A 23,288-nucleotide genomic window follows, 5' to 3' on the forward strand; every position below is an offset into this window, starting at 1 on the left:
CGCAGAGAGCCGTAGTCGCCGACGGGGAAGCGCCGTCAGTCGTCGGCGAGGTCGTCGGTCGCCACGCGGGCCGCCTTCGCGGTCCGCAGCAGGAAGTCGGCGATCATGACCAGATCGGCCTCCCCGTAGTCGGAGCACACCTGGTCCATGGCGCGATTGAGCCCGGAGAAGAGGAAGACGACCTCGGCTTCCTTCTCCTTGACCACCCGGACCAATATGGCCCGCCGGTCACTCGGGTTGGGGGTGCGGATGACCCAGCCGCCGCGTTCGAGGCGGTCGAGTACGCCGGTGAGGGTGGCCGGATGCAGTCCCGCGCGTTTGGCCAGCGCGGTCGGTCCGATCGGGCCGTACCGGCTGATCAGGTCCAGGCACTCCAGATCGGCGTCCCGGAGGTCGAGATGAGCGCCTACTTGGTGGGTCAGCAGGGAGAGTTGGATGCTGAGATCGCGCAGGCCGTCCTTTATTCGGGCGGTCAGCCGTCTGCGGCGCCGCGCGGTCGAGGCCGCGGGTGCCGACGATGCCGCCGATTTCGATGCCTGCGCGGCCCCGGGGAGTGTGGAATCCATAGGTGACGATCCTCGTGTCGCTCGCTCGCCTAGATTGGCCACATGAACGCCGCACGGCCCTTGGCAGCGGTCACGATACCGGCGGCCGGTTGATCCGAATAACCAGCCATCCGGAGGGTGGCTCAAGCGCACACCTTCTCACAGCACTCCTTTCAACTCGAAGACTTCTGGGAAACGTTGAGGCTCCGTCCGGCCGGCGGAGAGGCCGGGCGAGGCCGCGCTGTGTGAATGCTGTGGAAGCAGGAGTGCTATGGGAGTCGAGAGGTCTCCCCGCGCGCTTCGCCCGCCCGGCGAGCAGGCCGTCGCCGCTGACCCCGCCGGGTACCGGCGGTGACCGGACGTGGGCAAGGAGCAGCCGTGACCGACCCCGGGAGCGAGTGCCGCGGAGGCGGGAACGCCGGGTCCCCGACCGCGAGGGTCTTGGGGGCATTCCCGGTGCGGAGCGCGGCGGGCCGGCCGCCGGGCGGGCCGATGGAGCGTCAAGTTTGCCACTCGCCGGGAAGTCCCGGCTGCCGCTGGTGCGAAAGCCGCGAAGGGCCGGAGCCGCCTGATCGGGAGAACCGCCACCCATTCGGCGGTATGGCGACGCCGGGCGATCGGAGAGGATTTCATCAAGGCCGCTGGAAAAGCGCTGCGGGGCCGGTAATCCGCCGCCCGCCAGAATTGCCGTCCCGCCGTCCCGCGGTCTCCGGTCTTCCCGGCAAGGTGCCGCCGTCCCTTTCGGATCCCGTTGCCGAGGCGCTCCCACCTCGAATACTCCGAAGTACGCGCCCCATGCTGCCCGCCAAGGCCGCTCCGCCGCCCACCGCCTGCCACCGCCCGCGCCCGGGGAAGCGGCCCGGTCCCGTGCGGTCCGGCGGCCGGGAAGCCGGACCGGGATCGGGGGCCGTCAGCGCCCCGGAACAGCGGCAATCTTTCGGTCAACTCGCGCTCCCCGATGGGCCGCCCATCCTTTCGGCGGTTTCCAGCGGTCCGGCCCGGCATGCGAGCCGGGACACGAACCGCTTGCGAGGGCTGAGCGGGCACGCCCTGAAGGGGTAGGAGAGAGCCGACCCGCACAGGGGCGTTCACCCCGCGATCCGAGAAAAGAGATGTCGTTGACTGCTCCCTCCGCTCCCGAGTCGACTCCGGACTGGCTGTCCGGGGCGGTGCTTTACCAGATCTATCCGCAGTCCTTCGCCGATTCCGACGGCGACGGCATCGGGGACTTCCCCGGCGTGCTGCGACACCTGGACTACCTGGCCTGGCTCGGGGTCGATGTGGTCTGGTTCAGCCCCTGCTTCGCGTCGCCGTTCGCCGATGCCGGTTACGACGTGGCCGACTACTTCACCATCGCCCCGCGCTACGGCACCAACGAGGACCTGCGGCGGGTCGTCGATGCCGCGCGCGAGCGGGGCATCCGCGTCATGCTCGATCTGGTGCCCGGTCACACCTCGCACCGGCACGAGTGGTTCCGGGCGTCGGCGGCGGATCCGGAGGACCACCGCTACATCTGGTCCGACCGTGTCGGCAGCCCGGTCAGCCGCTGGATCCCGGCGCCCGGGACCCGGGACGGCTACTACCTCGCCAACTTCTATCCGGTGCAGCCCGCCCTGAACTTCGGCTACGCGCGGATGGACCCGGCCGAGCCCTGGCGGCAACCGGTGGACGCGCCGGGGCCGCGGGCGAACCGGGCCGCGCTGCGCGAGATCATGGCCTACTGGTTCGATCAGGGGGTGGCCGGCTTCCGGGTGGACATGGCGTTCTCGCTGGTCAAGGACGACCCGGGCATGGTCGAGACCGGGCGGCTGTGGACCGGGATACGTCAGTGGATCGACCGCGCCTACCCGGACCGGGCGCTGATCGCCGAATGGGGGGACCCGGGCGTTTCGGTGCCGGCCGGCTTCCACGCCGACTTCTTCCTGCATTTCGTCGGTGACGCGCTGCGCTCCTTGTGGGACAACAGCCAGGGCAGCCACAGCTTCCGCTGGGGCACCGAACCCTGCTTCTTCGCCCCCGAGGGCGAAGGCTCCATGCGCCCCTTCCTCGACGCCTGGCGGCGGGCCACCACCGCGATCGGCGGTGTCGGCCATGTCGCGCTGCCGACCGCCAACCATGACTTCTCACGGCTGGCGGTCGGCACCCGGACGCGGGAGATGATCGCGCCCGTCTTCGCGTTCCTGCTGACCTGGCCCACCCTGCCGACCATCTACTTCGGCGACGAGATCGGCATGCGGTACGTCCCCGACGCGCCGGATGTGGAAGGCGCCGATCTCGATGACGGGCAGCGCCGCCAGGGTTCGCGCACACCCATGCAGTGGGACGGCACCGAGGGCGCCGGCTTCTCCACCGCGGACCCGGCCCGCTTCTATCTCCCGCTCGACCCGGAACCGGACCGCCCCAACGTCGCGGACTCGCTGGCCGATCCCGGCTCGCTGCTCAACCAGGTACAGCGCTTGATAGCCCTGCGCAGGGCGCACCCGGCGCTCGGTTCCACCGCTGCCGTCGACGTACTGCACGAGACGTACCCGCTGGTCTATCGCCGCGGCGACGATCATCTGATCATCATCAACCCCCGCCGTGAACCGGCCCGGTTCACCTTCCCGAGCGCCGCCGAGCTGCACCCGCTGGAGGTGCGGGGCATCGCGGTGGACGGCGATGTGATGACCGCCGAGGGCTTCTCGTACGGCGTGTTCACGCGGCGGCTGTGAGGGCGTCGGCTCGCCTCAGCCGCCTGCTCAGCGGGCGAGCAGGTCGCGGAGGGCCTTGGTGACCTCGGCCGGCGCTTCCTCGGCCATGAAGTGGCCGGAGGTCGTGGTGAGGTGCCGCAGGTCCGGTGCCCAACGGCTCCACAGCGTCTCGGCCTCGTACCCCAGGGCGGCGCCCCAGTCCTGCTGGAGCACGGTGACCGGCATCCGCAGCCGGTTGCCGGCCGCGCGGTCGGCGCGGTCGTGGTCGGCGTCGATACCGGCGGAGGCGCGGTAGTCGGCCACGATCGAGGGCACCGCCGCACGACCGGCGTCCAGGTAGGCGGCCCGGATGTCGGCGGGGACGGCCCCCGGGTCGTTGGTCCACAGGTCGAGGAAGTGGCCGAAGAAGTCGTCCGAGCTGACAGCGATCATCCGCTCGGGCAGGCCCGGGGGCTGAGCCATCAGGTAGAGGTGGAAGCCGATGGCCGCGTCGGCGCCGTGCATCACCTCCCACATGTCGAGGGTCGGCAGCACGTCGAGGCACGCCAGCCGGCTGATGACCTCCGGGTGGTCGAGTGCGGCGCGGAAGGCGACGAGGGCGCCGCGGTCGTGCCCGGCCAGGGCGAAACGCTCATGCCCCAGGGCGCGGGCCAGGGCGACGATGTCGGCCGCCATGGTGCGTTTGGAGTAGGTGGTGCTGTCGCTCTCGGCGGGCTTGTCGCTGGCTCCGTAGCCGCGCAGGTCGGGACAGATCACCGTGTGGTCGGCGGCGAGGCCGGCGGCGACGTGCCGCCACATCAGATGGGTCTGGGGGAAGCCGTGCAGCAGGACGATCGGACTGCCCGTACCCGCGACGGCCGCGTTGAGCGACACACCGTCGGCGACCGGGACACGCCGGTAGTCGAAGCCGCTGATGGCCGGGCCGCTGGTGGCCGGGCCGGTGGTGGCCGGGCCGGTGGTGGCTGGCGCCATGATTCCGCCTCTTTCCGTGGATGACCAGGTGCTTCGAGCCTGCGGTACGCGGATGAGCATCGGATCAGCGCGCTATACCGTGGGAGGCCGGGACCTGCGGGGGGACCTCGGGATATCGGGGAGCAGGTCCGAAACCGGCCCGGAGAAACAGGCGCAGAGGCAGGGTGGTCGCGGGTGCGGGTCGTGTTCGGGGTGCTCGGGCCGGTGACGGCCTGGGACGACGCCGGTGACGCGATCGCCTTGAAGGGTCCGCGGCACCGTGCCGTGCTGGCCCGGCTGATCGTGGCCCGCGGTCGCGTCGTACCGGTCAGCCGACTGGTCGAGGATCTGTGGGTCGATCCGCCCCCGGGCGCGGTCGGGGCGGTCCGCACCTTCGTGGCCGCGCTGCGACGTGCGCTGGAGCCGCAGCGTCCGCCCCGGGCTCCGGCCCGTTCACTGGTCACCGAGGGGCCCGGGTACGCGCTGCGCGCCGAACCGGAAGCGGTGGACGCCTGGCGCTTCGAGCGGGCGGTGGCCGCGGCGGCGACCGCGGCTCCGGGGGACGTCATCGTGCGGCTGGACGAGGCGCTGGCATGGTGGCGCGGTCCCGCCTACGCCGAGTTCGACGACGCGGCATGGGCCCGGGGGGAGCGGTCCCGCCTCGCGGAGCTGCGGCTCTACGCCGTCGAGCGGAAGGCCGAGGCCAGGCTGGCGCTGGGCTTCGCCGCGCGGGCGGTGCCCGATCTGGACGCGCATGTGGCCGAGCACCCCTGGCGCGAGGACGCGTGGCGTTTGCTCGCCCTCGCGCTCTATCGCGCGGGCCGTCAGGGCGACGCGCTGGCGGTGCTGCGCCGGGCCCGTGTCCTGCTGGTCGAGGAACTGGGGCTGGACCCCGGACCGGGCCTGCGCCGGCTGGAGGCGGACATCCTCGGCCAGGCGGACCACCTCGATCCTGGATCGGGGCCGGCCCCCGGGCCCGACTCCGGCGGTCCGGCCGGACGTGTGTGGGCGCAGGCGGCGGCTGCCTACGACCGCAGCGTGGCCTCGGGATCACGCGCCCGGCTGGAGGCGACGATGGGCCTGCTCCGTAACCTGGCCGTCACCGGAGGCGGCGGGCTCCAGGCGGCCCGCGAGCACCGGGTGGCGGCGATCACGGCCGCGCAGGAGATGGGGGACGCCGAGCTGACCGCCCGGGTGATCGGCGCCTACGACGTACCGGCCCTGTGGACCCGGGTCGACGATCCGCGGCAGGCCGAGCGTGTCGTAACGGTGGCCGAGCGAACCCTGGCCGATCTCCGGCCGGACGCGCACCCGGCCGTGCGGGCCCGGCTGCTGGCCACCGTCGCGCTGGAATCACGCGGCACCCGCTCCGCGCGTGGACCTCAGGCCGCCCGGCAGGCGGAGCGGATCGCCCGCGGCCTGGATGATCCCGTGCTGCTGGCGTTCGCTCTCAACGCCGTGTTCATGCAGACCTTCGAGCGCGCCGGCCTGGCGCCGGCCAGGGACCGGCTCGGCGCCGAACTGATCGCTGTGTCCGCCCGGCACAGCCTGGCCACCTTCGAGGTTCTGGGGCATCTCATCCGGCTCCAGGCGTGCGCCGCGCTCGCGGACTTCCCCGGAGCCGACCGGCACGCGACGGCCGCCGACCGACTGGCGGAACGTCACGAACTGCCGCTCGTCCACGTATTCACCCGGTGGTACGCCGCGCTGCGGCTCGCCGCGACCGGCCGGACGCCGGTGGCCGAAGCGGAGCGGGCGTACCGGGACGCCGCCGCCCTCCTCGACGGCGCCGGCATGCCCGGTCTGGAACGCGGCCTGCTGCCACTCGCGCTGCTGAGCCTGCGCGTACAGCGTGAACTGCCCGCTCAGACGAACACCCGCCTCGACTGGGGACCGTACGAGCCGTGGGCCCGCCCGCTGGTGCTGCTGGCGCGACGCCGCCGCGCCGAGGCGGCGGCGGCCCTGCGCACGGTCCCCGACCCGCCTCACGACCTGCTGTTCGAGGCGATGTGGTGTCTCACCGCGCGAGCGGCGATCGCCGTCGGTGACCGGAAGGTGATGGGACGCGCACGGAGCGAACTCATGCCCGCCGCCGCGGAACTGGCCGGAGCGGGCAGCGGCCTGCTCACCCTCGGCCCCGTCGCCGGACACCTCACCGCCCTCGCCCGTGCCCTTGGACGTGCCGTGTGATCCGGTCGGCCGCGGACAGCTGGGGACGCGCGGTGTCGCGGGTCAGGACCGGCGGCGGGGCTTGCCGCGTTTACCGGCCTTGGGGGCGCCGGAGCCGCCCCGCGGGTTCTTGCCGTTCGACTTCGCCGGTGGGGGCTTGCGCCGCGCGTCGCCCGCAGCGGGGCGCGTCTCCTTGGGCGGTACGGGGGCCGGGCGACCGCGTGAGCTGTTGACGGTCCGGCCGCGGACGATCCCGATGAACTGTTCCACCAGGTCGGTGGTCTCGTCCAGCGGCCAGGACAGGGCGACCCGGGACTCCGGGGAGTTCACGACCGGCCGGTAGGTGAGATCCCTGCGGTGGTGCAGGCGGGCGAGCGACTGCGGGACGAGCAGCAGCCCCACTCCGGCCGCCACCAGCTCGAAGGCGTCCGCCGTCGTGGCGGGGCGCTCCTTGGCGGGCAGCCCCGGCCGGGACTCCCAGTCGAGGAGGTCGTCGAGGGGATGCAGCACGATGTCGTCGGCGAGATCCTCCGCGGTCACCTCGTCGGCCGCCGACACGAGGTGGTCCTTGGGGACCACGACCACGGTCGTCTCGGCGTAGAGCGGGATCGCGCTGAGTTCCGTCCGGTCGACCGGCAGCCGCAGCAGACCGGCGTCGGCGCCGCCGCTCCGCAGGACATCGGATGCCTCGGCGGCGGGCACCGGGAGGAGCGTCAGCGGGATCGAGGGCAGCCGCTCGTTCCAGATCCGCACCCACTTGGTCGGCGTCACGCCGGGCACGTACGCGAGGCGGAACGAAGGGGGTACTTCCGAGCCTGTCACCATGGCAGGTTACCGGTCGTGGCGGGAGTCGTGGCCGGAGCCGTGGTCGGAGGTGTCGTCCGCGCTCGATAGTCTTGCTGGCATGACGTCGTCCCCGACCACCCAGACGATGAAGCCCGCCACCGCGGCCAAGAAGCTGGGTGTGTACCTTCAGGCCACCCCCGCCGACTTCCAGGAGGGTGTCGTCTCGCGCACCGAATTGAGCGCCCTGCAGGCCGATCCGCCCCAGTGGCTGCTCGAACTGCGGCGTGACGGACCGCACCCCCGGCCGGTGGTCGCGGCGAAACTGGGCGTCTCCATCGCGGGTCTCGCCCGTGGCGGCGTCACCGAGGCCCTCACCACCGAGCAGATCGACGCGCTGATGAAGGACCGCCCCGAGTGGCTCCAGCGGGAGCGCGCCACTCAGGCCGAGGTGCGCAAGGAGACCGCCCGCATCAAGGAGAAGAACCTGGCGCGAGGCGACGGGTCCCGCTGACCCATCGCGTAAGCGACCCCTGCCTCCCCGGACGATGACGCCGGAGCGCGCCTGCGCGCCACTGCTTCCGGGCCGGCGGTGCACCGGGTTCCCGGCGGTCATGATGTTCACCCGGTCACGCCCGGCCCGTAGATACCACCAAGACGCCGCTTTCAGTTCTATGGTGCGGTGGGCGGATCTGCGCGGATTCACCGGACGGGAGACAAGGGACACATGTCGGTGCCATGGAGCGGCGAAGGACTGCCGCCGGCCGCGGCGGAGCGGGTCGCCGCCGTCAAGGGGAGCGGGACCTGGACGTCCGCGCTGTCCACCGGGGAGTTCGCCGCGATCCGCTCGGTCGGTTTCGAGCCGGTGGGCCAGGTGATGGGCTCCGCGGTCTTTCACATCGGGCGCAGCGGCAGGTACTGGGGCTACCACGACTGCCTGTTCCCCGGGGCCGGCTATGGCTTCAGCTACGTCAACACCGGCGACGCCCCGGTGGCCGTCTCGGGCTCCGGCGCCCCCTCCCGAGCCCTGGTCGGCGTCTTCGACCAGGCCCGGCGAACCGCGCTCGGGCGGATGTCGGCCGAGTGCCGGACGCTCGGCGGCGACGGCGTGGTGGCGGCCGAGCTGACCATGGCCCCGTTCATCGGACAGCCCAACTGCTACGAATTCAAGGTCATCGGCACGGCGGTACGGGCGGAGGGCTCATACCATTCCGACCGGCCGTTCACCTTGCATCTGGACGGGCAGGGCTTCGCCAAACTGCTCGGCGCCGGGTGGGTGCCGGTCGAGCTGCTGGTGGGCATGTCGATCGGGGTCCGGCACGACGACTACCGCACCCGGTCCCAGTCGTACTCCTGGAGCAATGTCGAGGTGGGCGGCTGGAGCGAGCTGGTCAACGCGGTCCGCTCCGACGCGCGGCGCCAGTTGCAGCTGCAGGGCGCCGGCAAGGGCGGCGACGGGGTCATCATGGCCGACAGCCAGCTGCGGGTGTGGGCCGAGGGCTGTCTGCGCGCCCGCAACCGCAGCAACTCCGAGCAGGAGGACCATGTGGCGGAGTCGACCATGGTCGGCACCACCGTCGCGCGCTTCCGGGCCCGGCAGCAGCCGCCGCGGACGCTGACCGTGATGCCGCTGGGCGACCGGGGCGACAAGCTGCGCAAACGGCTGGCGGCAGTGGCGTCCAGTCCCTACGGCGATCGCGCGGAGTACGGGCGGCTGGTGCAGCAGATCAGCGAGTTGAATGACTAGGCCGGGCAAGGCCCGGCCGACCGCATATGACTGTCCTATGGCTGTTCGAACCGCACGGTGTGATGAGGGGTACTGATATGACGAAGGAACAGCCGAGTGCCGAAGGCGTTCCCGCGGACGCGATGCGGAGGCTGTCGGAACTCTCGCCCGGCCAGCCCGGGTCGATCTTCACCAGTGACCTGTCGGTGAACGAATTCCTCCTGGTACGCGAGGCCGGCTTCAAGCCGATCGGCCTGGTGCTGGGCAGCTCGATCTACCACGTCGGCATCCAGATCGGCCGCTGGGGCAAGAACCAGGAGCTGGAGACGCTCAGTCAGGCGATGTACCACGCCCGTGAGCTGGCGATGACCCGAATGGAGGCGGAGGCGGCGGCCCTCGGCGCGGACGGCATCGTCGGCGTCCGGCTGACGGTGGAGGCGCGGGAGTTCGGCAACGACATCGCGGAGTTCATCGCGATCGGCACCGCGGTCAAGGCCGACAGCCCGCCTCCCGGTGGCGGCAGCTGGCGCAACAACAAGCAGCAGCCCTTCACCTCGGACCTGTCGGGGCAGGACTTCTGGACGCTGATCCGGGCCGGCTACGCACCGCTCGGCATGGTGATGGGCACCTGCGTCTATCACATCGCGCACCAGAAGATGGGCACCGTCTTCTCGAACATGGGCCGGAACGTCGAGATCGAGCAGTTCACCCAGGCGCTGTACGACGCCCGCGAGCTGGCCATGGCACGGATGCAGTCGGAGGCGGAGGAACTGCACGCGGAAGGCGTGGTCGGGGTGCAGCTCAACGCGCACAACCACCGCTGGGGCGGCCACACCACCGAGTTCTTCTCGATCGGGACGGCAGTGCGGCCGCTGCGGGCCGACCACGAGATCGAGCGGCCCACCATGGTGCTGAGCCTCGACGGGTGACAAGCTCTGCGTTCGGTGGAGTCAGGTCGGGTTCTCGAAGTGCGGGGAAAGACGATGAGCGAGCATGATCCGTTGCCGGGGCGACCGGAGGAGAACAGCGGTGCCGGGGAGGTCGTGCCCAGCGGCGGGGAAGCGGCTCCGGCCGCCTCGATCGACCTGCTGGCCGCGGCGCTGCGCCGGGATTCGGCGGATCTGGAGATCTACACCGAAGTGCTGACGGAATCGCTGGCGGACGCCCTGCCGCCGGGATCGGTGACGTTCGAACGCAAGCGCACCATGAGCGACCGGCTCGCCGGGCGCAAGGGCAAGGTGGAAAAGCTCGAGGTCTTCCTGGACGACCGGCGGCTGATCCTTACCCTGGCGCACGGACGCCCCCAGGGCGAGGTGGCCACCGTGGTGCGCGGTGTGGTGCTGTCGCGCAAGCCGGTGGCCCTGGACGAGTGGGCGAAGGAACTGGCGACGGCGATCGCGCTGCGAGCGCGGTCCGACGCCCGCGCCCGGGCGGCCCTGGAGAGGCTGGTCCTGGGGGACTGAGCCGCCGACCTGGTACGAACCCCCCCGGATGAGGCGAACAGCCGTCGGGGGGCCGGGCCGCGGGACATCCCCCGACACGGGTGCTTGGCCGGTCCGGTTGGCCGGGGGCCTCGCTACGAGCGCCGGGGGTGCTCGGCCGGTGGCTGCTGGGGCCCCGGTCCGGTCGGGACGTATGCCTCGGCGATCTGGGCGGGGGCCGCCTGCTGCCAGGAGTCGAGAAGGATGTCGTACAGCTCGTCGAGGCCGTCCAGCGCCGCCAGCCGGGCCCGTACCCAGGAGGAGTTGGCCTCGTGCGGGGGCACCCAGAACCTGTCCGGGTCGGAGGCGATCAGCTCGTGCCGTTCGTGCTTGGGGTAGCGCACCGCGAAGGAGGTGCCGTCGCCGGGGACGGTAACGAACATCCGGCCGGCGACGTGGAAGGTGGGATGGCCCCAGAGTTCCTTCTCCACGGTGTTCGGCAGGGACAGGGCGATACGGCGGATGTCGTCGGCGTGAAGCACGGTTCTGCCTTCGGTGATTGGGCGGGCGGAACGGACACGATTGCTGGCGCTGGACCGCAGCGCCATTCCCGGGACGGAACGGGGCTGTCCGTTCCAGCCAGGGGCAATCGAGCGGCGCGGCGTTTCCAGTAGCGGCCTGCTGGCGCCGGCCCGATGGCCGGGCCGACCGTGACAGATCTCTGACCTGGGCGGATGTTCCAGTGGTCGGGAAAGCGGCGCTGAGATGGACAGTGCCCCCGGCAGGACTCGAACCTGCGGCCAAGCGCTTAGAAGGCGCCTGCTCTATCCACTGAGCTACGGGGGCCGGACAGTGGCCGCGGCTGCTCCGCCCCTGGGTTGTTCCGTGACCTTGTTCCGAGGTCAAGGATAGGGCGCCACACGCCTGCTGCCGGGCGCTTCACCCGCGTGACACGTTGTGGAGGTTCGGTGAAGCGGTCCGATAATCGCAGGCATGTGCAGAAGGTGCACCGCTTTTGACGCGTCGAAATCCTGCTGTTGTGCAGTCGTTATGCCGGTGGCTCATTCTGTCCCCTGACCCCCGTACGCCCCACTGGGACCACGCGCGGGCCGAATAGGGCAAACTATCCCGAATGCGCTTCAAAAGTGCCCCAATATGGGGCATTCTGCCATTGTGGTGATCTTGGACGTACGGCCTGAGCTGCTTGACGCGCTGTCCGTGCTGCGCGAGCGTGTCGACACCGCACGCTTCCCGTTCCCGCTGCCCGGAGCCGCCCGGGCCCGCCGCACCCGGGAGGAGCTGCTCCGCCAGCTCGACGACTATCTCGTACCCCGTGTCAAGGCACCGGAAGCACCGTTGCTCGCCGTGGTCGGCGGCTCGACCGGCGCCGGGAAATCCACCCTCGTCAACTCTCTCGTGGGCCGCCGGGTCAGCGCCTCCGGTGTGCTGCGGCCGACCACCCGTACGCCGGTCCTGGTCTGCCATCCGGGGGACCGCGCCTGGTTCGCCGACTCCCGGGTCCTGCCCCGGCTCACCCGCTCCTGGTCCGTACGGCAGCGCTCCCGGGCGGACGAGGACGGCCTGGACCGGTCCGAAGCCGACGAGGCGGAACTCCGCCTGGAGACCGACGACCGCCTGCCCCGCGGCCTCGCGCTGCTGGACGCCCCCGACATCGACTCCCTGGTCACCCGCAACCGCGAGCTGGCCGCCGAGCTCATCTGCGCCGCGGACATCTGGATCCTGGTCACCACTGCCTCCCGCTACGCCGACGCGGTGCCCTGGCATCTGCTGCGCACCGCCAAGGAGTACGAGGTCACCCTCGCCACTGTCCTGGACCGGGTGCCGCACCAGATCGCGGGAGACGTGAGCCGGCACTACGCGGCCCTGCTGGCCAAGGCAGGTCTCGGCGACGTGCCGCGCTTCACCGTCCCCGAACTGCCCGAGTCCGCAGGCGGCGGCGGACTGCTGCCGCAGACCACCGTCGCCTCGCTGCGGGCCTGGCTGGAGAACTGCGCCGAGGATCCGGCCGCCCGGCGGCACGCCGCCCGCCGCACCTTGACCGGCACCCTCGACTCGCTGCGGGCACGATTGCCCGCGCTCGCCTCCGCCTCCGCCGCCCAGCACGCCGCGGCCCTGCGACTGGCCCGTGCCGCCGAGAAGTCCTACCGGCAGGCCGCCGCCCGGATCGACGCGGCCATCGCCGCCGGGGCCCCACTGGCCGGAGAGGCGCACACCCACTGGCAGGGCTACCCGGCCTGCGGGCCCGCCGCTCTGCAGCGCGCCCTGACCGAGGAGTTGGCGGCGCTGCTGCGGACCGAGACCGACGCCGCCGACGAACGGATCCGCGCGGCCTGGCAGCGCGACCGGGCGGGCGCCGCCCTCCTCGACGAACCGGCCACCCGCCCCGACCGCGACCGGGTGGCCGTGGCGGCCCGGATCGACAAGGGCGTACGCCACTGGCACCGCCGGCTCACCGAACTCGCCGATGTGCAGGCCCGGCCGGCCCGGGCCTCCGACCGGCCCTCGGCAGACCCGCAGGACGTGGCCGCTCTGCTGGCCACCGCCCTGCTCGGCGGGAGCCCCGGTGGATGGGCGGCGGGCGAGCGGCTCGCCGAGACCGTCGGGGCCAAGGCCGCACTGCGGCTGCGTGATGTGGCGGCCGAAGTCCTGGGCGAGGTCATCGCCGACCTGCTGCGCGTCGAGCGCGACCGCAGGGTCACGCCGGTCGAGGGCTACGACGTCACCGCCGGGCAGCAGTCCGCCCTGATCGCCGCCCTGTCCGTACTGCAGAAGGAGAGGTGACCGAGGTGGCCGCCACCCACTCGCCCCCGGGCGTACCGCACGTACCCGTCGCGTCCCGCCGGACCGCCGCCGGGCCCGATCCGCTGACCGTACGGGCCGACGCGCTCGGCGAACTGCTCGGGCTGTCCAGGACCAGGATCAGCCCGGACGCCCTGGCCGAGCCAGGCGAACTGCTGGCACGCATCCGTGAGCGGCGGCGCCTGTCGGCCGACCACACCGTCGTCGCGCTGGCCGGGGCCTCGGGCAGCGGCAAGTCCTCGCTGTTCAACACACTGGCCGGGCGGGACCTGTCCACGACCGGTGTGCGGCGCCCCACCACCTCCCGCCCGGTCGCCTGCACCTGGCAGCCCGCGTACGCGGTCGGGCTGCTCGACCGGCTGGGCATCGCGCCCCAGGACCGCTACGCCGGGCGGGGATACCTGGACTGGTCGGCGGGCGCCGGGGGGACCGGCCTCGCACGCTCTTCAGTTGGTGACGCCGCCGGAGCCGGTGAGAGCCCCAGGGGCGCCGAGGAACAGAGCCTCGACGGGCTGGTCCTGGTCGATCTCCCCGACCACGATTCCGCCGCCCCCGGCCACCGTGAGCAGGTGGACCGGCTGCTGCGGCTGGTGGACGTCGTCGTCTGGGTGGTGGACCCGGAGAAGTACGCCGACGCCGCCCTGCACGAGAGATATCTGCGGCCCCTGGCGGGGCACGCCGATGTCACCATGCTCGTCCTCAACCAGGTCGACCGGCTGCCCGAGGACACGGCCGACCTCGTCCTCGACGACCTGCGGCGGCTGCTCGACGAGGACGGGCTCGCGGTGGGGGAGCACGGTGAGGCCGGAGCCGTCGTGCTCGCCACCTCCGCGCTCACCGGGCAGGGCGTGGGGGATCTGCGTGCCGCACTGGCCCAGATCGTCGCCGAGCGTGCCGCGGCGCGGCGGCGGCTGGCGGCCGACATGGACCGTACGGCGAGCGCGCTCCACCCGCTCTACGTCGGCGAGGGCGGCGCCGGGCTCACCGGTCCGGCGCGCGAGGAGTTCGTCGACCGGTTGGCGGACGCCGTGGGCGCGACCGCCGCCGGTCAGCTGGCGGAAAGGGAATGGTGGAGTGCCGCATGGGACGCGTGCCGCACCCCGTGGAGTCGACTGATCGGTCAACGGATCGGTCTGCGGAGCCATTCCCGATTCGGACCGACATCGCCGGATTCACCCTTTCGAGGGGCCCGGCGACGGAACGCGGCCGCGACTCCGTCGGCCTCCCGGCCGATGATCGACGAAGCGGTGCGCGGCCTGGCCGCCGACGCGGTCGGCGGGCTGCCCACGCCGTGGGCCGAGGCGGTGCGGGACGCCGCCCGCCGCGGCGGCGAAGGGCTGCCGGCGGCGCTGGACGCGGCGGTTGAGCGGTCCCGGCCGGGGCCGCCGGTGCGGCCGGGCTGGTGGTCGGTGGTCCGGGCCGCGCAGTCGCTGCTGATGGCGCTGGCGGTGGCGGGCGCGGTGGGCCTGGTGGGCGCCCTGACCCACTCCCTCGAACTGCCCTGGTGGCCGGGGCTGGTGACGGCCGTTCTGGGCGGTCTCGGCGGACCCTTGGTCAGTTGGATCTGCCGTCTCGCCGCTCGGGGCCCGGCCCGGGATTACGGACAGGCGGCGGAGGACGGCCTGCGGGAGTCAGCGGCGGAGTGCGGACGGGAGCGGGTGCTGGGGCCGGTCGGCGCCGAGCTGGCGAGATACGCCGAAGTACGCGAGCAGTTCGCGGTCGTGGCCGGTACGGTGCCCCGGCCGTTCGATCGCCGCGCCGCCGAGTGACGATGCGCCCCCTTCGCTCTCCCCTCACTCCTCACGCCTCACTCCCGAGGGTGATGGAGTTATCCACAATCGGATAGTTGTCAACAGATTGCGCCGGATTCCGCCACGGACACCGGAATTCCCGCACGATGTCCTTAACGCGTTCCGCACGGGAGCGTGTTTCCACACAGGAGGACATCCCATGAACGAGACGCTGGTCACCGTGGTAGGAAATGTCGCCACCGCGCCGGAAACCCATGTCACCGCCACCGGTGTGCCCATGACCCGCTTCCGGCTGGCCACCACCGCACGCCGCTGGGACGCCGAACGCGGCGGGTGGACCGACGGGTCGACGAGCTTCTTCACGGTGCGCGCGTGGCGCGGCCTCGCGGGGAACGTCAAGGAGTCGATCGGACTCGGCGAACCTCTCGTCGTCCAGGGCCGGCTGAGGATCCGGGACGAGGAGAAGGAAGGACGCCGCTTTCTGTCGGCGGAGATCGAAGCGGTGGCGGTGGGCCACGATCTGACGCGCGGCGTCGCCCGGTTCACCCGGGGGACGGCGCCGTCGGTGGTCCCCCGGGGAGACCGGGGGCGTCAGGGTGAGCCGGCGGCTCCCGAACCGTCCCTGACAGCGCCGGTGCCCTGAGGAGCGGAGGACTCCGCACCGGGTGGGAGCAGCCCGGAGACATCGCGCCCGCCCGGGCGCACCGGCCGGGGCGCCCGGGCCACGGCGCAGGCCACCGGCCCGTCCGGCGCGGGTCGGGTCCGGCGGGCCGGCCCAGTGGGACGCGGGCGGGCGGCCGGACGGGAGAGCGGGCGACGTACCCGTTCGCCCCCAAGGGTGGACGTACGGCAAGATGGGGTGTATCTAGTCCAGCCGAGCGCAAAGTGGCTCCTCACCTGGGGCAACGTCAGGTGAGGAGCCACTTTGCGTTCCCTGGGCCGTCTGTGGGCCCTGGGGCAGTGGTCTGACGGGCCTTCGAGCCTCAGTGATGCTTGATGAGCCAGTCGAAGAACAAGGCTGCCCCAGCGACGCTGCCTCCGCCGGCTAGGACACCCAGGGCCCACTGGCCCTCGGCCGCGTAGGTCAGCAGTCCTGCTGCCACGCCGACGAACAGTGAAGCAAGTAGGATCACGGCGGTCCGAAGATCGAGCCCCTCCGAGTTCGAATTTCTTGGCATACTAGTGATGTCCCCCTCTGGTATCGGGCCGGACGTGTCAGGCCTGCGTGCCTCTGGACTCGGGGCGAGCGGCGTCCACTCGGCTACTTGGGAAAAGAGGGCGAGATGGACGCCGTGTCTCAGGATTGAGTGTCCTGTAGGCAGCCTATAAATGACCAGCCAGGCTGGGCCCGTTGAACGACTTTGAACACGCCGTAGGCCGATTCACCTGGAGTTTCCGCAGGTCAGCCGAGTTTACGTGTGCCGTTTGATCCTTCACTGTTTGAACAACCTTAGACGGGGTTGAACAGGAGGTCTCTGTGCCGCGCGATGCATGGGCGAAGCTGCCGCCGGGCCCAGTCCGAACGTTCTTTGAGCGTCTTAATGATCTTTGGTGGAGTCGTGGAGCGCCACCGGGACGGCAGATCGCGGCAGGGCTTCGTAGGACGAATCGGCACATCAGTCAGGGGACCGTGCAAAACATCATCAACGGCCCTCGTCTCTCGTCTTGGCAGCGTGTTGCCTGGGTCGTCAGCTACTTAGGCGGGGAGTATCAGGAGTTCCGAGCCCTTTGGCAGGCGGCCGCACGTCGGCCTCAGCCGGTGGGCTCCAGCCGGTCGCCTCAGGAGTCGGTACCTCAAGCACCCATCACGGAACCTGTGCTCATGCTGGGGTTGGATCAGGACTTACTGATCAAAGAGCTGCGAGCACTGCGGTTGGCAGGACTCCTGGCGGGCTCCCAGAAGGATCTCCCCGTCCTGAAACAGGCCGGGCATACTCTCTTGAACGATGAGGCTGTTGCTGCTCTTCCGGATAGATTCGCCTTGGAACACCTCCTCCAGCGGGCTGTTGAGCAACTAAGTCCCGCTCTTGGAGGGGCGGCGACGGATCTCTTTGGCCTGAGAGGGTCGGGCGTCGCTGACCACCCTGCAAGCGAACGCCGTCGACGGGCAGCGGCTCGCTTCGGTATCACTCCCGAGTATTTTCGCAAGCAGCGGGAGGTTGAGCTCATAAGGGCTATGGCTGAGGCCGTGATCATTGTTTGCCATAGAACCCCCTCGGGCTAGCGCTGTTCTGCCCGAGGGGAGGTTCCCAGCAACAGGAGTCCTGGGTTGGGATGCGTCCGGAGTCTGGGCGAAGTCCGGGGTGCTTCCGGTTGGTCACGCAGTGGAGCTAGCGTTGGGGTTGGACGATGGCGTGGGGCATGAACCGTAGGCGGCACGATAGATGGCGCTGATAGCTGTCCGTGTCCGAGCCTCGCTGCTCGGCATCAGGTGCGTGTACACCCGGAGCGTGAACCCTGGATCGCTGTGGCCGAGGTAGAGACTCAGCGCCTTGATGTTCTCCCCTGCGTCCAGAAGTACCGACGCGTAGAAGTGCCGCAGGGCGTGCATGCCGTGTTCCCGTACAGCCGTGTAACGCTTGCCCTTGTCCCGGGGCGGGATGACGCCGGCGGACGCCAGCGCAGGCTTCCAAGCCTGATCGTTGAACGCGTTGCTCCACAACGCCGTACTGGCACCGCTGGTGAAGACGAGCCGGTGGGTGACCTTGGGTCCAACCGGCGTCAACCAGGGCAGAGTCACCTCAACGGGCGGGAAGCGCTTGATGTGCTCGGCCAGCGCTGCCGACACCTCGGGATCGAGGGGAACGTCACGGACCTTCCCCCGCTTCGGCGGAGCGAAGACCAGGCCACCCCGTAGCTTCTTCACCTGCTGACGCACGTACAGCCAGCCGAGATCCCCGATGTTGTCGACCGCGAGACCGAAGATCTCACCTTGCCGCAGACCGCACCCCCCGCCGACATCGGCCATGGCCTGGTAGCGATCGGGAAGTCCCTTGCGGACCGCGAAGACCTGCTCGGCAGACCACGGGTGCACCCGCGTCGGTGCCGGGCGGGGCGCCTTCACCGAGCGGGCCCGGCAGGGGTTCGACGCCAACAGTCGATCGTCAACCGCAGCGTTGAGCACCGATGACACCGCGTCGAAGATCAGACGCCGGTACGACGTTGCAGTCACCACGTCCTCAAGCTCACGAAGCCACTCGCGTACGTGCTCTGCCTGGAACGACCCGATCGGGCGAGAGCCGAGATACGGCAGAGCGTGCAGCCGTAGGCGTCCCTCGACGGCGGCCCGGCTCGTGGGGTCGGTCGTGAGCGCGGCGAGCCACCGTTCGGCGTACTCCCGGAAGGTCGTGCGGGCGGCCTTGGGGTCGATGTACTGGCCACGGCTCATGTCGGCTTCGAGGTTGGTCAGCCACGTTTCGGCGGCCCGCTTCTGCCGGTCGGGGAACGCCTTCGACTTCTCCCTTCCGTCCGGTCCGATGTACCGGGCGCGGTAGCGCAGTCCGGTGCCGTAGCGGTCGGTCTTGACCTTGACGGGCTTGCCGTCCGGGCCCGGTTCGGTTTTGTACCAGCGGTCTTGGATGTGGCCTGCCACGGCGGTGTCTCCTGTGGGTTGCTGGGGTGGTTTTCAGGGGTGAGAGCGGCGTGGGTGGCGGCCCGTCTACCGGGCGCTACCTGCCTGGTCGGGGGCCCTCTACCGGGGGCGCTACCGGGGTAGTGGCCCCCCGCTACCGGCGGGGGCCGGGTAGACCCCCGCCGGGCGGGTGTGCGGCGGCGCGCGGCGTAGAGGGGCCCCCTCTACCGGCCGTTACGGTGCGTTCAGGGAGGGAGGCGCGGGGCGTTCCGGGGACCGTGTTTTCGGGGGTTTCCGCAGGTGGCGGGAGGGTGCCTCCCTGCCTCCCCGGCGGGTGGTAACCACAGGTCAGGTCGGGGAGGCGGAGTCAGGGAGGCTGTTAGGGAGTTCTCCCTGCCTCCCTGGGCTGCTCCCTGACTCTGTGTGACGGTCGGCTTGGGGAGGGGGAGGGGTGTCGGGGAGGCGGGAGGGCTGTACGGGGGTGTCCGGCAGGGCCCTGCCGGTGCCTCCCCCGCCTCCCCGGCGGGGTGTTGCTGCTGGTGGGCCTGGGGGAGGCTAGCTGGGGAGGCAGTTGGGGAGAACTCCCCGCCTCCCCAGCCGCCTCCCCAACACGGGGTGTTACGCGGCGGCGTCGGTGGCCATGCGTTGTGCTGCCCAGGCGTGGACGGCGGTGGGGTCGTAGCGGATGTGCCGGCCGACGCGGAATCCGGGCGGGCCGGTGTGCTTCTTGCGCCAGCCGTAGACGGTTTCCTTCGGCACGCCGAACATCTCGGCGATGTCTTCGGGGGTGAGGTAGCGGTCGGGAAGTCCGGCACGGTCGCTCGGAGTCGGCTGCGCCTGGTCGGCGGGCGGGGCGTTCGGGGGCTGGGTGGTGTTCATGCCGCTTCTCCCGTGACGTCGGTGCGTGCGGTCGGGTGCGTGTGCGCAGTGCGGTCGACTGCGTTCGTGAACGCGGTCGGCGTACTGCGGTTGGGGTGGGTGAACATGTCGGCGGCGTCGCGCTCACGGGTGTTGACGGCGCCGGTCGGCGCGGCGGAGTCGGCGCGTACGAGTCGGTGTTGGGGCTGGTCAGCCCTCGACTGCTCGCGTGCGCAGTCGGGTGCGCGGTCGGCTGGTTCGGTCAGGGTGCGGGTCGACTCGTACGCGGTAGCCAGTCGGGCCAGCAGCAGCCGTCCGCAGTGCGTGAACGCCGGTTGAGTCGGGGTGTGAACACGGGCGCGGGGGTGTTCGTCGGCACCCGTGACGCACTCTGCGACGGCGTCACGGTCGGCGTCGCGCACGTGCTCGGTGCCGGGTGCGGAGTGGGGGTGACGTGCGTGACTGTCCGCTTCCACGATTGCGTGTGTGGTCATCGCGCTCACCACGCCGCCCGGATCGGGCGCGCCCAGTGGTTGCCGGGACCGGGGGGCGGGGTGGCGCCGAGCGCGTACCCGCCGGAGTCGGGGCGGACGATGACGGGGGTGGGGATACGGCCCTGGGCGCGGATGAGGTCGAAGCAGGCGCGGCGGCGCCGGTAGTCCGGCAGCAGCCGCTCACCCAGCCATCCCCGCGCCTGGGGACCGGCGTGGGCCAGTTCGGCGCTCAGGGCGGTGCCCAGGTTCATCAGGGAGGTGGTCGGGACGCGGGCGGCGCCCTGGCGGATCCAGCGGGCCAGCGCCCGGGGGTCGGTGCGCGGGCCGCCGGCCGTCTGCTGCCAGTCCGACAGGTACAGGCCCGCCGCGCTCTCGCCGACCGTTGCCGGGCGGGCCCGCGCGTCGAAGTACCAGAACGACAGGTGCAGCCGGTAGGCGTACCAGCGGCAGTACGCCACCTCGAAGAACTCCGCCGACTCCAGTTCGGCGAACGTCTCGGCAACCTCGCTCACCCCGTCGCGTCCCAGGGTGCGCACGCTGGCCCGCAGCGCTGCCCACAGGGCGTCGGTGGTCATGCCGGGCACGGCGTATTCGTCGGTGAACGACTCGAACAGTGCGGCGGCGGTTTCCTCCCGCGACAGCCACAGGCCGTCGACCGCCAGCGGGGGCAGGCAGTGGCCTGCGGCCCGCCGGACCAGCGACCCCGGGGCGGGGTCGCCGGGCACGGCGGACAGCAGCGCACGCGCCTTGACGGCAGTGTTCACGCGGCACCGCCGAACGGGCCGGTACGGCGCGGCCGGTGGACCGGGCAGACCAGGTCGTACGACAGGTCGGGGTCCGTGTCGGGGCACTCGATCGTGCCCGTCTCCCGGCAGGGGCAGTCGCCGTCGACCTGCCCCGCCCCGTTGCGGCGCACCGCGGCGTCGCTCATCCCGAGCCGCGAGATACTGCCTGATGCCGCCTTCTCGGCGTTCCGCAGACGGCGCGCCAGGGGGAAACGCTGCTCGTGCCGCGCCTGGACCTGCGGCGTAAGGACACGGGCCCTGTCCAGCAGCCGGTGGCCCCACAGGAAGGCGCCACGCCGCCGCAGTTCGTCGGTGCCCAACCTTTCGGCGCCCTGCACGATCCACACGTGAACCTGGCGCCACTCGCGGGGCGTCGTGGGCATGTCCGAGGCGTACAGCGCAACCGTCCGCTCCGCGTACGTCAGGTCGCAAATGTCCACACCAGCACCGGCCGCGACCAGCGCAGCAGTCTCGACAATCAGGGTGGTCACGACTCGACCCCCCACACCTGGTCGCACGCCGCCGAACCGGACACCGGACCGGTAGACGTCACCGCACCCGACGACCACAGCACCGGCCCGTGCTCCACAACCGGCGGAACCCACGGGACTTCCGGCGAGACGTCCGCAGACCCGGACACTGCCGGACGGGACAATAAAGAAGAGATTCCGGGCATGATGAAGACACCCCTTCGAGGGTCACGGGAGCGGCGGCTTGCTTGGCGGTTGGACGCCGCTCCCTGCCATGTCTGTCTGCGCCTCACCTTTTGGTTCGGCGGGGCACGGCTCTAAGATGTTCTAGAGCACCCGGAAAGTCAAGGGGTGTTTCAGAGTGTTCTAGAACAGGAGACCTGACGGTGACCACCAATCCGCAGGCGATGCCGCCCTACCAGCGCATTGCCGCCAAAATCAGGGACCGGATCGAGCGGGGGGAACTTCAACCCGGGGATCACATCCCTTCGGTGCGGGAGATCATCCGGGTTGAGGGTGTCTCGACCGCAACGGCTACTCGCGTAGCGGCGGTGCTGCGCGCTGAGGGCTACGCGCAGTCGGTGCCGGGCATCGGCACCATCGTCACTGTGCCTCGCAAGCTCACCGCAGGGTCCGATCGTCTCCAGATGCTGCGCGCGGGCGGTACGGGCTTTCGGCAGGGTGAGCGTGCGGAGATCTTGAGGGCGGAACTTGCACCTGCACCCGAGCATGTGGCCGATGCCCTTGGGCTGGAAGAGGGTGCCTCCGTGGTCCAACGCCAGAGGAGGTACCTCGATGACAAGGGAGTTGTCACCCTCTCCACTTCGTGGCTTGCCGGCGGACTGGTGGCAGCGGCGCCGGAACTGATCGTTGCCGAACCGCTTCCGAAGATGACGTTCGGCCTCATTGAGGAACGGACCGGCCGACGCGCTGTACGTCGCCGGGATACGGTGACCATCCAGCCGGTTCCGGACGACGCTGCGGCGTTGCTGGAAACCGTCGCAGGGACGTTGACGCTCGTGATGACCAACCACTACTGGGACCAGAACGGGGAAGTGACTGAGTACGCGGTCGACTTTCTGGGGGCGGGCCGCGAGTTGAGCGCTGACTACGATCTGGAGTAGACGGTCCCAACGTGTGTGCGCTCTCCTCTCAGGGGAGCTGCCAGGTCCGCCCCGCCGTCTGGGAGCTCCGGGATGTCTGCCCCCTGCCCCCCTCCCCCTGGAAGTCCGCTACATCCGCTACACCGGTAACACCGCAGGTCAGAGGGCGTGATCGTGTAGCGTTTTGCTCGGGTGTAGCGGGTAGGTCCGCTACACGGCCCGTCCCCCTGCCCATCCGGCCAGGTCCGCTACTTCCGCTACCTTCGCTACCGTGCAGGTCAGGGGCATGATCGAGGTAGCGGATGAGGTAGCGGGTAGCGGATGTGCCGCTACCGGGCGCGGGCCAGCGATCAAGGGCAGGAAGGACGCCCTTCGGGCGACGACCCTCAGCGCCCTCCGCGATGCCCCGGCAGGGGCCCGGTCGGCGACCATAGCCCCCCGCCTCAAAAGCAGCCTGGGCAGTCACCCAGGACGCCATGCCCCGCACCTGCGCACCCGGGGTACAAGCAAGAAGAGCACGCCGCCCCCGGGTGCTCTTCTTGCTGTTCGGCATGAGCGCGCACTACAACAGATCTCCCCCTCCTCTTTTCCTAAGTAGGAAATCCTGCGTCATCTGCGTCATCTGCGTCACAAAACGTCCCCTGAGCTGCGGAAAGGACCATGACGCAGACGGAAAGCTCTGCGTCATCCTGCGTCATCTGCGTCATCCCTACGTCACCCCATGACGAAGCCGTGACGCAGGGATGACGCAGCCTCTCTGCGCTGCGTCATGCAAAGCCGCAGGTCAGACGCACGCATGACGCAGATGACGCTGTGACGCAGAAATCTGGACCTCGGACAGAAGCGAAGGCGGGGCCAGGCCCCCGCCTGAAACGCCGTCTGCGCGGGTCCGTCGCCTTCCCCGTCGGGACGGAACCGGCCGGCGGCCCCCTACTGCGCGTCTCGCTGAACTCCAGACGGCGTTTCAGGCGGGGGGCGCCGCACCCCCGCCTCCGACTGCGGACCGCACCGGGCCAGGGAGGCTCCCAAGGTGGCGGGGCGCGGCAGATGGGCCAGGCGCGGCATTGCGGACGGCTGGGTACGGCTTTTGAGGCGGGGGGCTATGGTCGCCGACCGGGCCCCTGCCGGGGCATCGCGGAGGGCGCTGAGGG

At 70.9% G+C, this 23,288-nt stretch carries 19 protein-coding genes and 1 tRNA gene; 10 read left to right on the forward strand and 10 right to left on the reverse strand.

What is annotated here, in order from left to right; all coding sequences use genetic code 11:
- Positions 1 to 35 precede the first annotated feature (35 nt).
- On the reverse strand, positions 36 to 566 hold the full coding sequence (locus ACFO3J_RS34545) for a MarR family transcriptional regulator (protein ID WP_386438339.1): 531 nt from the start codon (positions 564 to 566) through the stop codon (positions 36 to 38).
- 1,097 nt (positions 567 to 1,663) lie between these two features.
- On the opposite strand from ACFO3J_RS34545, the gene ACFO3J_RS34550 reads away from it, so the two are divergent.
- A complete protein-coding gene (locus ACFO3J_RS34550; RefSeq protein ID WP_386438342.1) occupies positions 1,664 to 3,256 on the forward strand; it encodes an alpha-amylase family glycosyl hydrolase in 1,593 nt (530 codons plus the stop codon).
- Positions 3,257 to 3,283: 27 nt separating this feature from the next.
- Here ACFO3J_RS34550 and ACFO3J_RS34555 read toward each other — a convergent pair whose 3' ends face one another.
- Positions 3,284 to 4,207: an alpha/beta fold hydrolase gene (locus ACFO3J_RS34555; protein ID WP_386438345.1), complete on the reverse strand. Its 924-nt coding sequence runs from the start codon at positions 4,205 to 4,207 to the stop codon at positions 3,284 to 3,286.
- Between the two features lie 174 nt (positions 4,208 to 4,381).
- Between ACFO3J_RS34555 and ACFO3J_RS34560 the strand changes: the two genes are divergently transcribed.
- Positions 4,382 to 6,376, forward strand: a complete 1,995-nt coding sequence (locus tag ACFO3J_RS34560) for a BTAD domain-containing putative transcriptional regulator (protein WP_386438348.1) — start codon at positions 4,382 to 4,384, stop codon at positions 6,374 to 6,376.
- Between the two features lie 42 nt (positions 6,377 to 6,418).
- On the opposite strand, the gene ACFO3J_RS34565 is transcribed toward ACFO3J_RS34560, so the two are convergent.
- Entirely contained in the window at positions 6,419 to 7,177 is a 759-nt protein-coding gene (locus tag ACFO3J_RS34565; protein WP_386438350.1) for a LysR substrate-binding domain-containing protein, read from the reverse strand.
- An 82-nt stretch (positions 7,178 to 7,259) separates the two neighbouring features.
- Between ACFO3J_RS34565 and ACFO3J_RS34570 the strand changes: the two genes are divergently transcribed.
- The 4 genes from ACFO3J_RS34570 to ACFO3J_RS34585 all read left to right on the forward strand — a co-directional run bounded on the left by ACFO3J_RS34570 (position 7,260) and on the right by ACFO3J_RS34585 (position 10,327).
- Positions 7,260 to 7,652 (forward strand): DUF5997 family protein, encoded by a 393-nt coding sequence (locus ACFO3J_RS34570; RefSeq protein ID WP_386438353.1) that lies wholly within the window; start codon positions 7,260 to 7,262, stop codon positions 7,650 to 7,652.
- Positions 7,653 to 7,865: 213 nt separating this feature from the next.
- On the forward strand, positions 7,866 to 8,885 hold the full coding sequence (locus tag ACFO3J_RS34575; protein ID WP_386438356.1) for a heavy metal-binding domain-containing protein: 1,020 nt from the start codon (positions 7,866 to 7,868) through the stop codon (positions 8,883 to 8,885).
- 77 nt (positions 8,886 to 8,962) lie between these two features.
- The gene (locus ACFO3J_RS34580) at positions 8,963 to 9,793 is read left to right on the forward strand and encodes a heavy metal-binding domain-containing protein (RefSeq protein WP_386438358.1); all 831 of its coding nucleotides are present in this window, start codon (positions 8,963 to 8,965) and stop codon (positions 9,791 to 9,793) included.
- A 54-nt stretch (positions 9,794 to 9,847) separates the two neighbouring features.
- On the forward strand, positions 9,848 to 10,327 hold the full coding sequence (locus tag ACFO3J_RS34585) for a hypothetical protein (RefSeq protein ID WP_386438359.1): 480 nt from the start codon (positions 9,848 to 9,850) through the stop codon (positions 10,325 to 10,327).
- 113 nt (positions 10,328 to 10,440) lie between these two features.
- Here the strand turns inward: ACFO3J_RS34585 and ACFO3J_RS34590 are convergent, their stop codons facing one another.
- Together ACFO3J_RS34590 and ACFO3J_RS34595 are read right to left on the reverse strand one after the other, a co-directional pair.
- Positions 10,441 to 10,827, reverse strand: a complete 387-nt coding sequence (locus ACFO3J_RS34590; RefSeq protein ID WP_386438361.1) for an MmcQ/YjbR family DNA-binding protein — start codon at positions 10,825 to 10,827, stop codon at positions 10,441 to 10,443.
- Positions 10,828 to 11,058: 231 nt separating this feature from the next.
- Positions 11,059 to 11,131, reverse strand: a tRNA-Arg gene (locus ACFO3J_RS34595).
- A gap of 336 nt (positions 11,132 to 11,467) precedes the next feature.
- On the opposite strand from ACFO3J_RS34595, the gene ACFO3J_RS34600 reads away from it, so the two are divergent.
- The 3 genes from ACFO3J_RS34600 (at position 11,468) to ACFO3J_RS34610 (ending at position 15,499) form a co-directional block, all read left to right on the forward strand.
- Positions 11,468 to 13,087 carry a dynamin family protein gene (locus ACFO3J_RS34600; protein WP_386438364.1) on the forward strand — a complete coding sequence of 540 codons (1,620 nt, stop codon included), beginning with the start codon at positions 11,468 to 11,470 and terminating at the stop codon, positions 13,085 to 13,087.
- Complete coding sequence (locus ACFO3J_RS34605) at positions 13,084 to 14,874, forward strand: GTPase (RefSeq protein ID WP_386438367.1); 1,791 nt, start codon at positions 13,084 to 13,086, stop codon at positions 14,872 to 14,874. The genes ACFO3J_RS34600 and ACFO3J_RS34605 overlap by 4 nt, the downstream gene beginning before the upstream one ends.
- 181 nt (positions 14,875 to 15,055) lie before the next feature.
- A complete protein-coding gene (locus tag ACFO3J_RS34610) occupies positions 15,056 to 15,499 on the forward strand; it encodes a single-stranded DNA-binding protein (protein ID WP_386438370.1) in 444 nt (147 codons plus the stop codon).
- A 1,674-nt stretch (positions 15,500 to 17,173) separates the two neighbouring features.
- Here ACFO3J_RS34610 and ACFO3J_RS34615 read toward each other — a convergent pair.
- The 5 genes from ACFO3J_RS34615 to ACFO3J_RS34635 all read right to left on the reverse strand — a co-directional run bounded on the left by ACFO3J_RS34615 (position 17,174) and on the right by ACFO3J_RS34635 (position 21,055).
- On the reverse strand, positions 17,174 to 18,448 hold the full coding sequence (locus ACFO3J_RS34615; RefSeq protein ID WP_386438372.1) for a tyrosine-type recombinase/integrase: 1,275 nt from the start codon (positions 18,446 to 18,448) through the stop codon (positions 17,174 to 17,176).
- A gap of 597 nt (positions 18,449 to 19,045) precedes the next feature.
- Complete coding sequence (locus ACFO3J_RS34620; RefSeq protein ID WP_386438375.1) at positions 19,046 to 19,306, reverse strand: helix-turn-helix domain-containing protein; 261 nt, start codon at positions 19,304 to 19,306, stop codon at positions 19,046 to 19,048.
- Positions 19,303 to 19,779 carry a hypothetical protein gene (locus tag ACFO3J_RS34625; protein WP_386438377.1) on the reverse strand — a complete coding sequence of 159 codons (477 nt, stop codon included), beginning with the start codon at positions 19,777 to 19,779 and terminating at the stop codon, positions 19,303 to 19,305. The genes ACFO3J_RS34620 and ACFO3J_RS34625 overlap by 4 nt, the downstream gene beginning before the upstream one ends.
- Before the next feature lie 5 nt (positions 19,780 to 19,784).
- Positions 19,785 to 20,543 (reverse strand): hypothetical protein, encoded by a 759-nt coding sequence (locus ACFO3J_RS34630; protein ID WP_386438380.1) that lies wholly within the window; start codon positions 20,541 to 20,543, stop codon positions 19,785 to 19,787.
- A complete protein-coding gene (locus ACFO3J_RS34635) occupies positions 20,540 to 21,055 on the reverse strand; it encodes a hypothetical protein (RefSeq protein ID WP_386438383.1) in 516 nt (171 codons plus the stop codon). The genes ACFO3J_RS34630 and ACFO3J_RS34635 overlap by 4 nt, the downstream gene beginning before the upstream one ends.
- A gap of 365 nt (positions 21,056 to 21,420) precedes the next feature.
- Between ACFO3J_RS34635 and ACFO3J_RS34640 the strand changes: the two genes are divergently transcribed.
- Positions 21,421 to 22,158, forward strand: a complete 738-nt coding sequence (locus ACFO3J_RS34640; RefSeq protein WP_386438385.1) for a GntR family transcriptional regulator — start codon at positions 21,421 to 21,423, stop codon at positions 22,156 to 22,158.
- Positions 22,159 to 23,288: the final 1,130 nt, after the last annotated feature.

The organism is Streptomyces polygonati (assembly GCF_042650325.1).
Taxonomy (GTDB): domain Bacteria; phylum Actinomycetota; class Actinomycetes; order Streptomycetales; family Streptomycetaceae; genus Actinacidiphila; species Actinacidiphila polygonati.

What these genes read in the sequence shown, in the direction of transcription:
- ACFO3J_RS34545 (WP_386438339.1), bottom strand. Translation starts at nt 566, where the DNA reads ATGGATTCCACACTCCCCGGGGCCGCGCAGGCATCGAAATCGGCGGCA.
- ACFO3J_RS34610 (WP_386438370.1), top strand. Translation starts at nt 15,056, where the DNA reads ATGAACGAGACGCTGGTCACCGTGGTAGGAAATGTCGCCACCGCGCCG.
- ACFO3J_RS34570 (WP_386438353.1), top strand. Translation starts at nt 7,260, where the DNA reads ATGACGTCGTCCCCGACCACCCAGACGATGAAGCCCGCCACCGCGGCC.
- ACFO3J_RS34575 (WP_386438356.1), top strand. Translation starts at nt 7,866, where the DNA reads ATGTCGGTGCCATGGAGCGGCGAAGGACTGCCGCCGGCCGCGGCGGAG.
- ACFO3J_RS34580 (WP_386438358.1), top strand. Translation starts at nt 8,963, where the DNA reads ATGACGAAGGAACAGCCGAGTGCCGAAGGCGTTCCCGCGGACGCGATG.
- ACFO3J_RS34620 (WP_386438375.1), bottom strand. Translation starts at nt 19,306, where the DNA reads ATGAACACCACCCAGCCCCCGAACGCCCCGCCCGCCGACCAGGCGCAG.
- ACFO3J_RS34585 (WP_386438359.1), top strand. Translation starts at nt 9,848, where the DNA reads ATGAGCGAGCATGATCCGTTGCCGGGGCGACCGGAGGAGAACAGCGGT.
- ACFO3J_RS34555 (WP_386438345.1), bottom strand. Translation starts at nt 4,207, where the DNA reads ATGGCGCCAGCCACCACCGGCCCGGCCACCACCGGCCCGGCCACCAGC.
- ACFO3J_RS34625 (WP_386438377.1), bottom strand. Translation starts at nt 19,779, where the DNA reads ATGACCACACACGCAATCGTGGAAGCGGACAGTCACGCACGTCACCCC.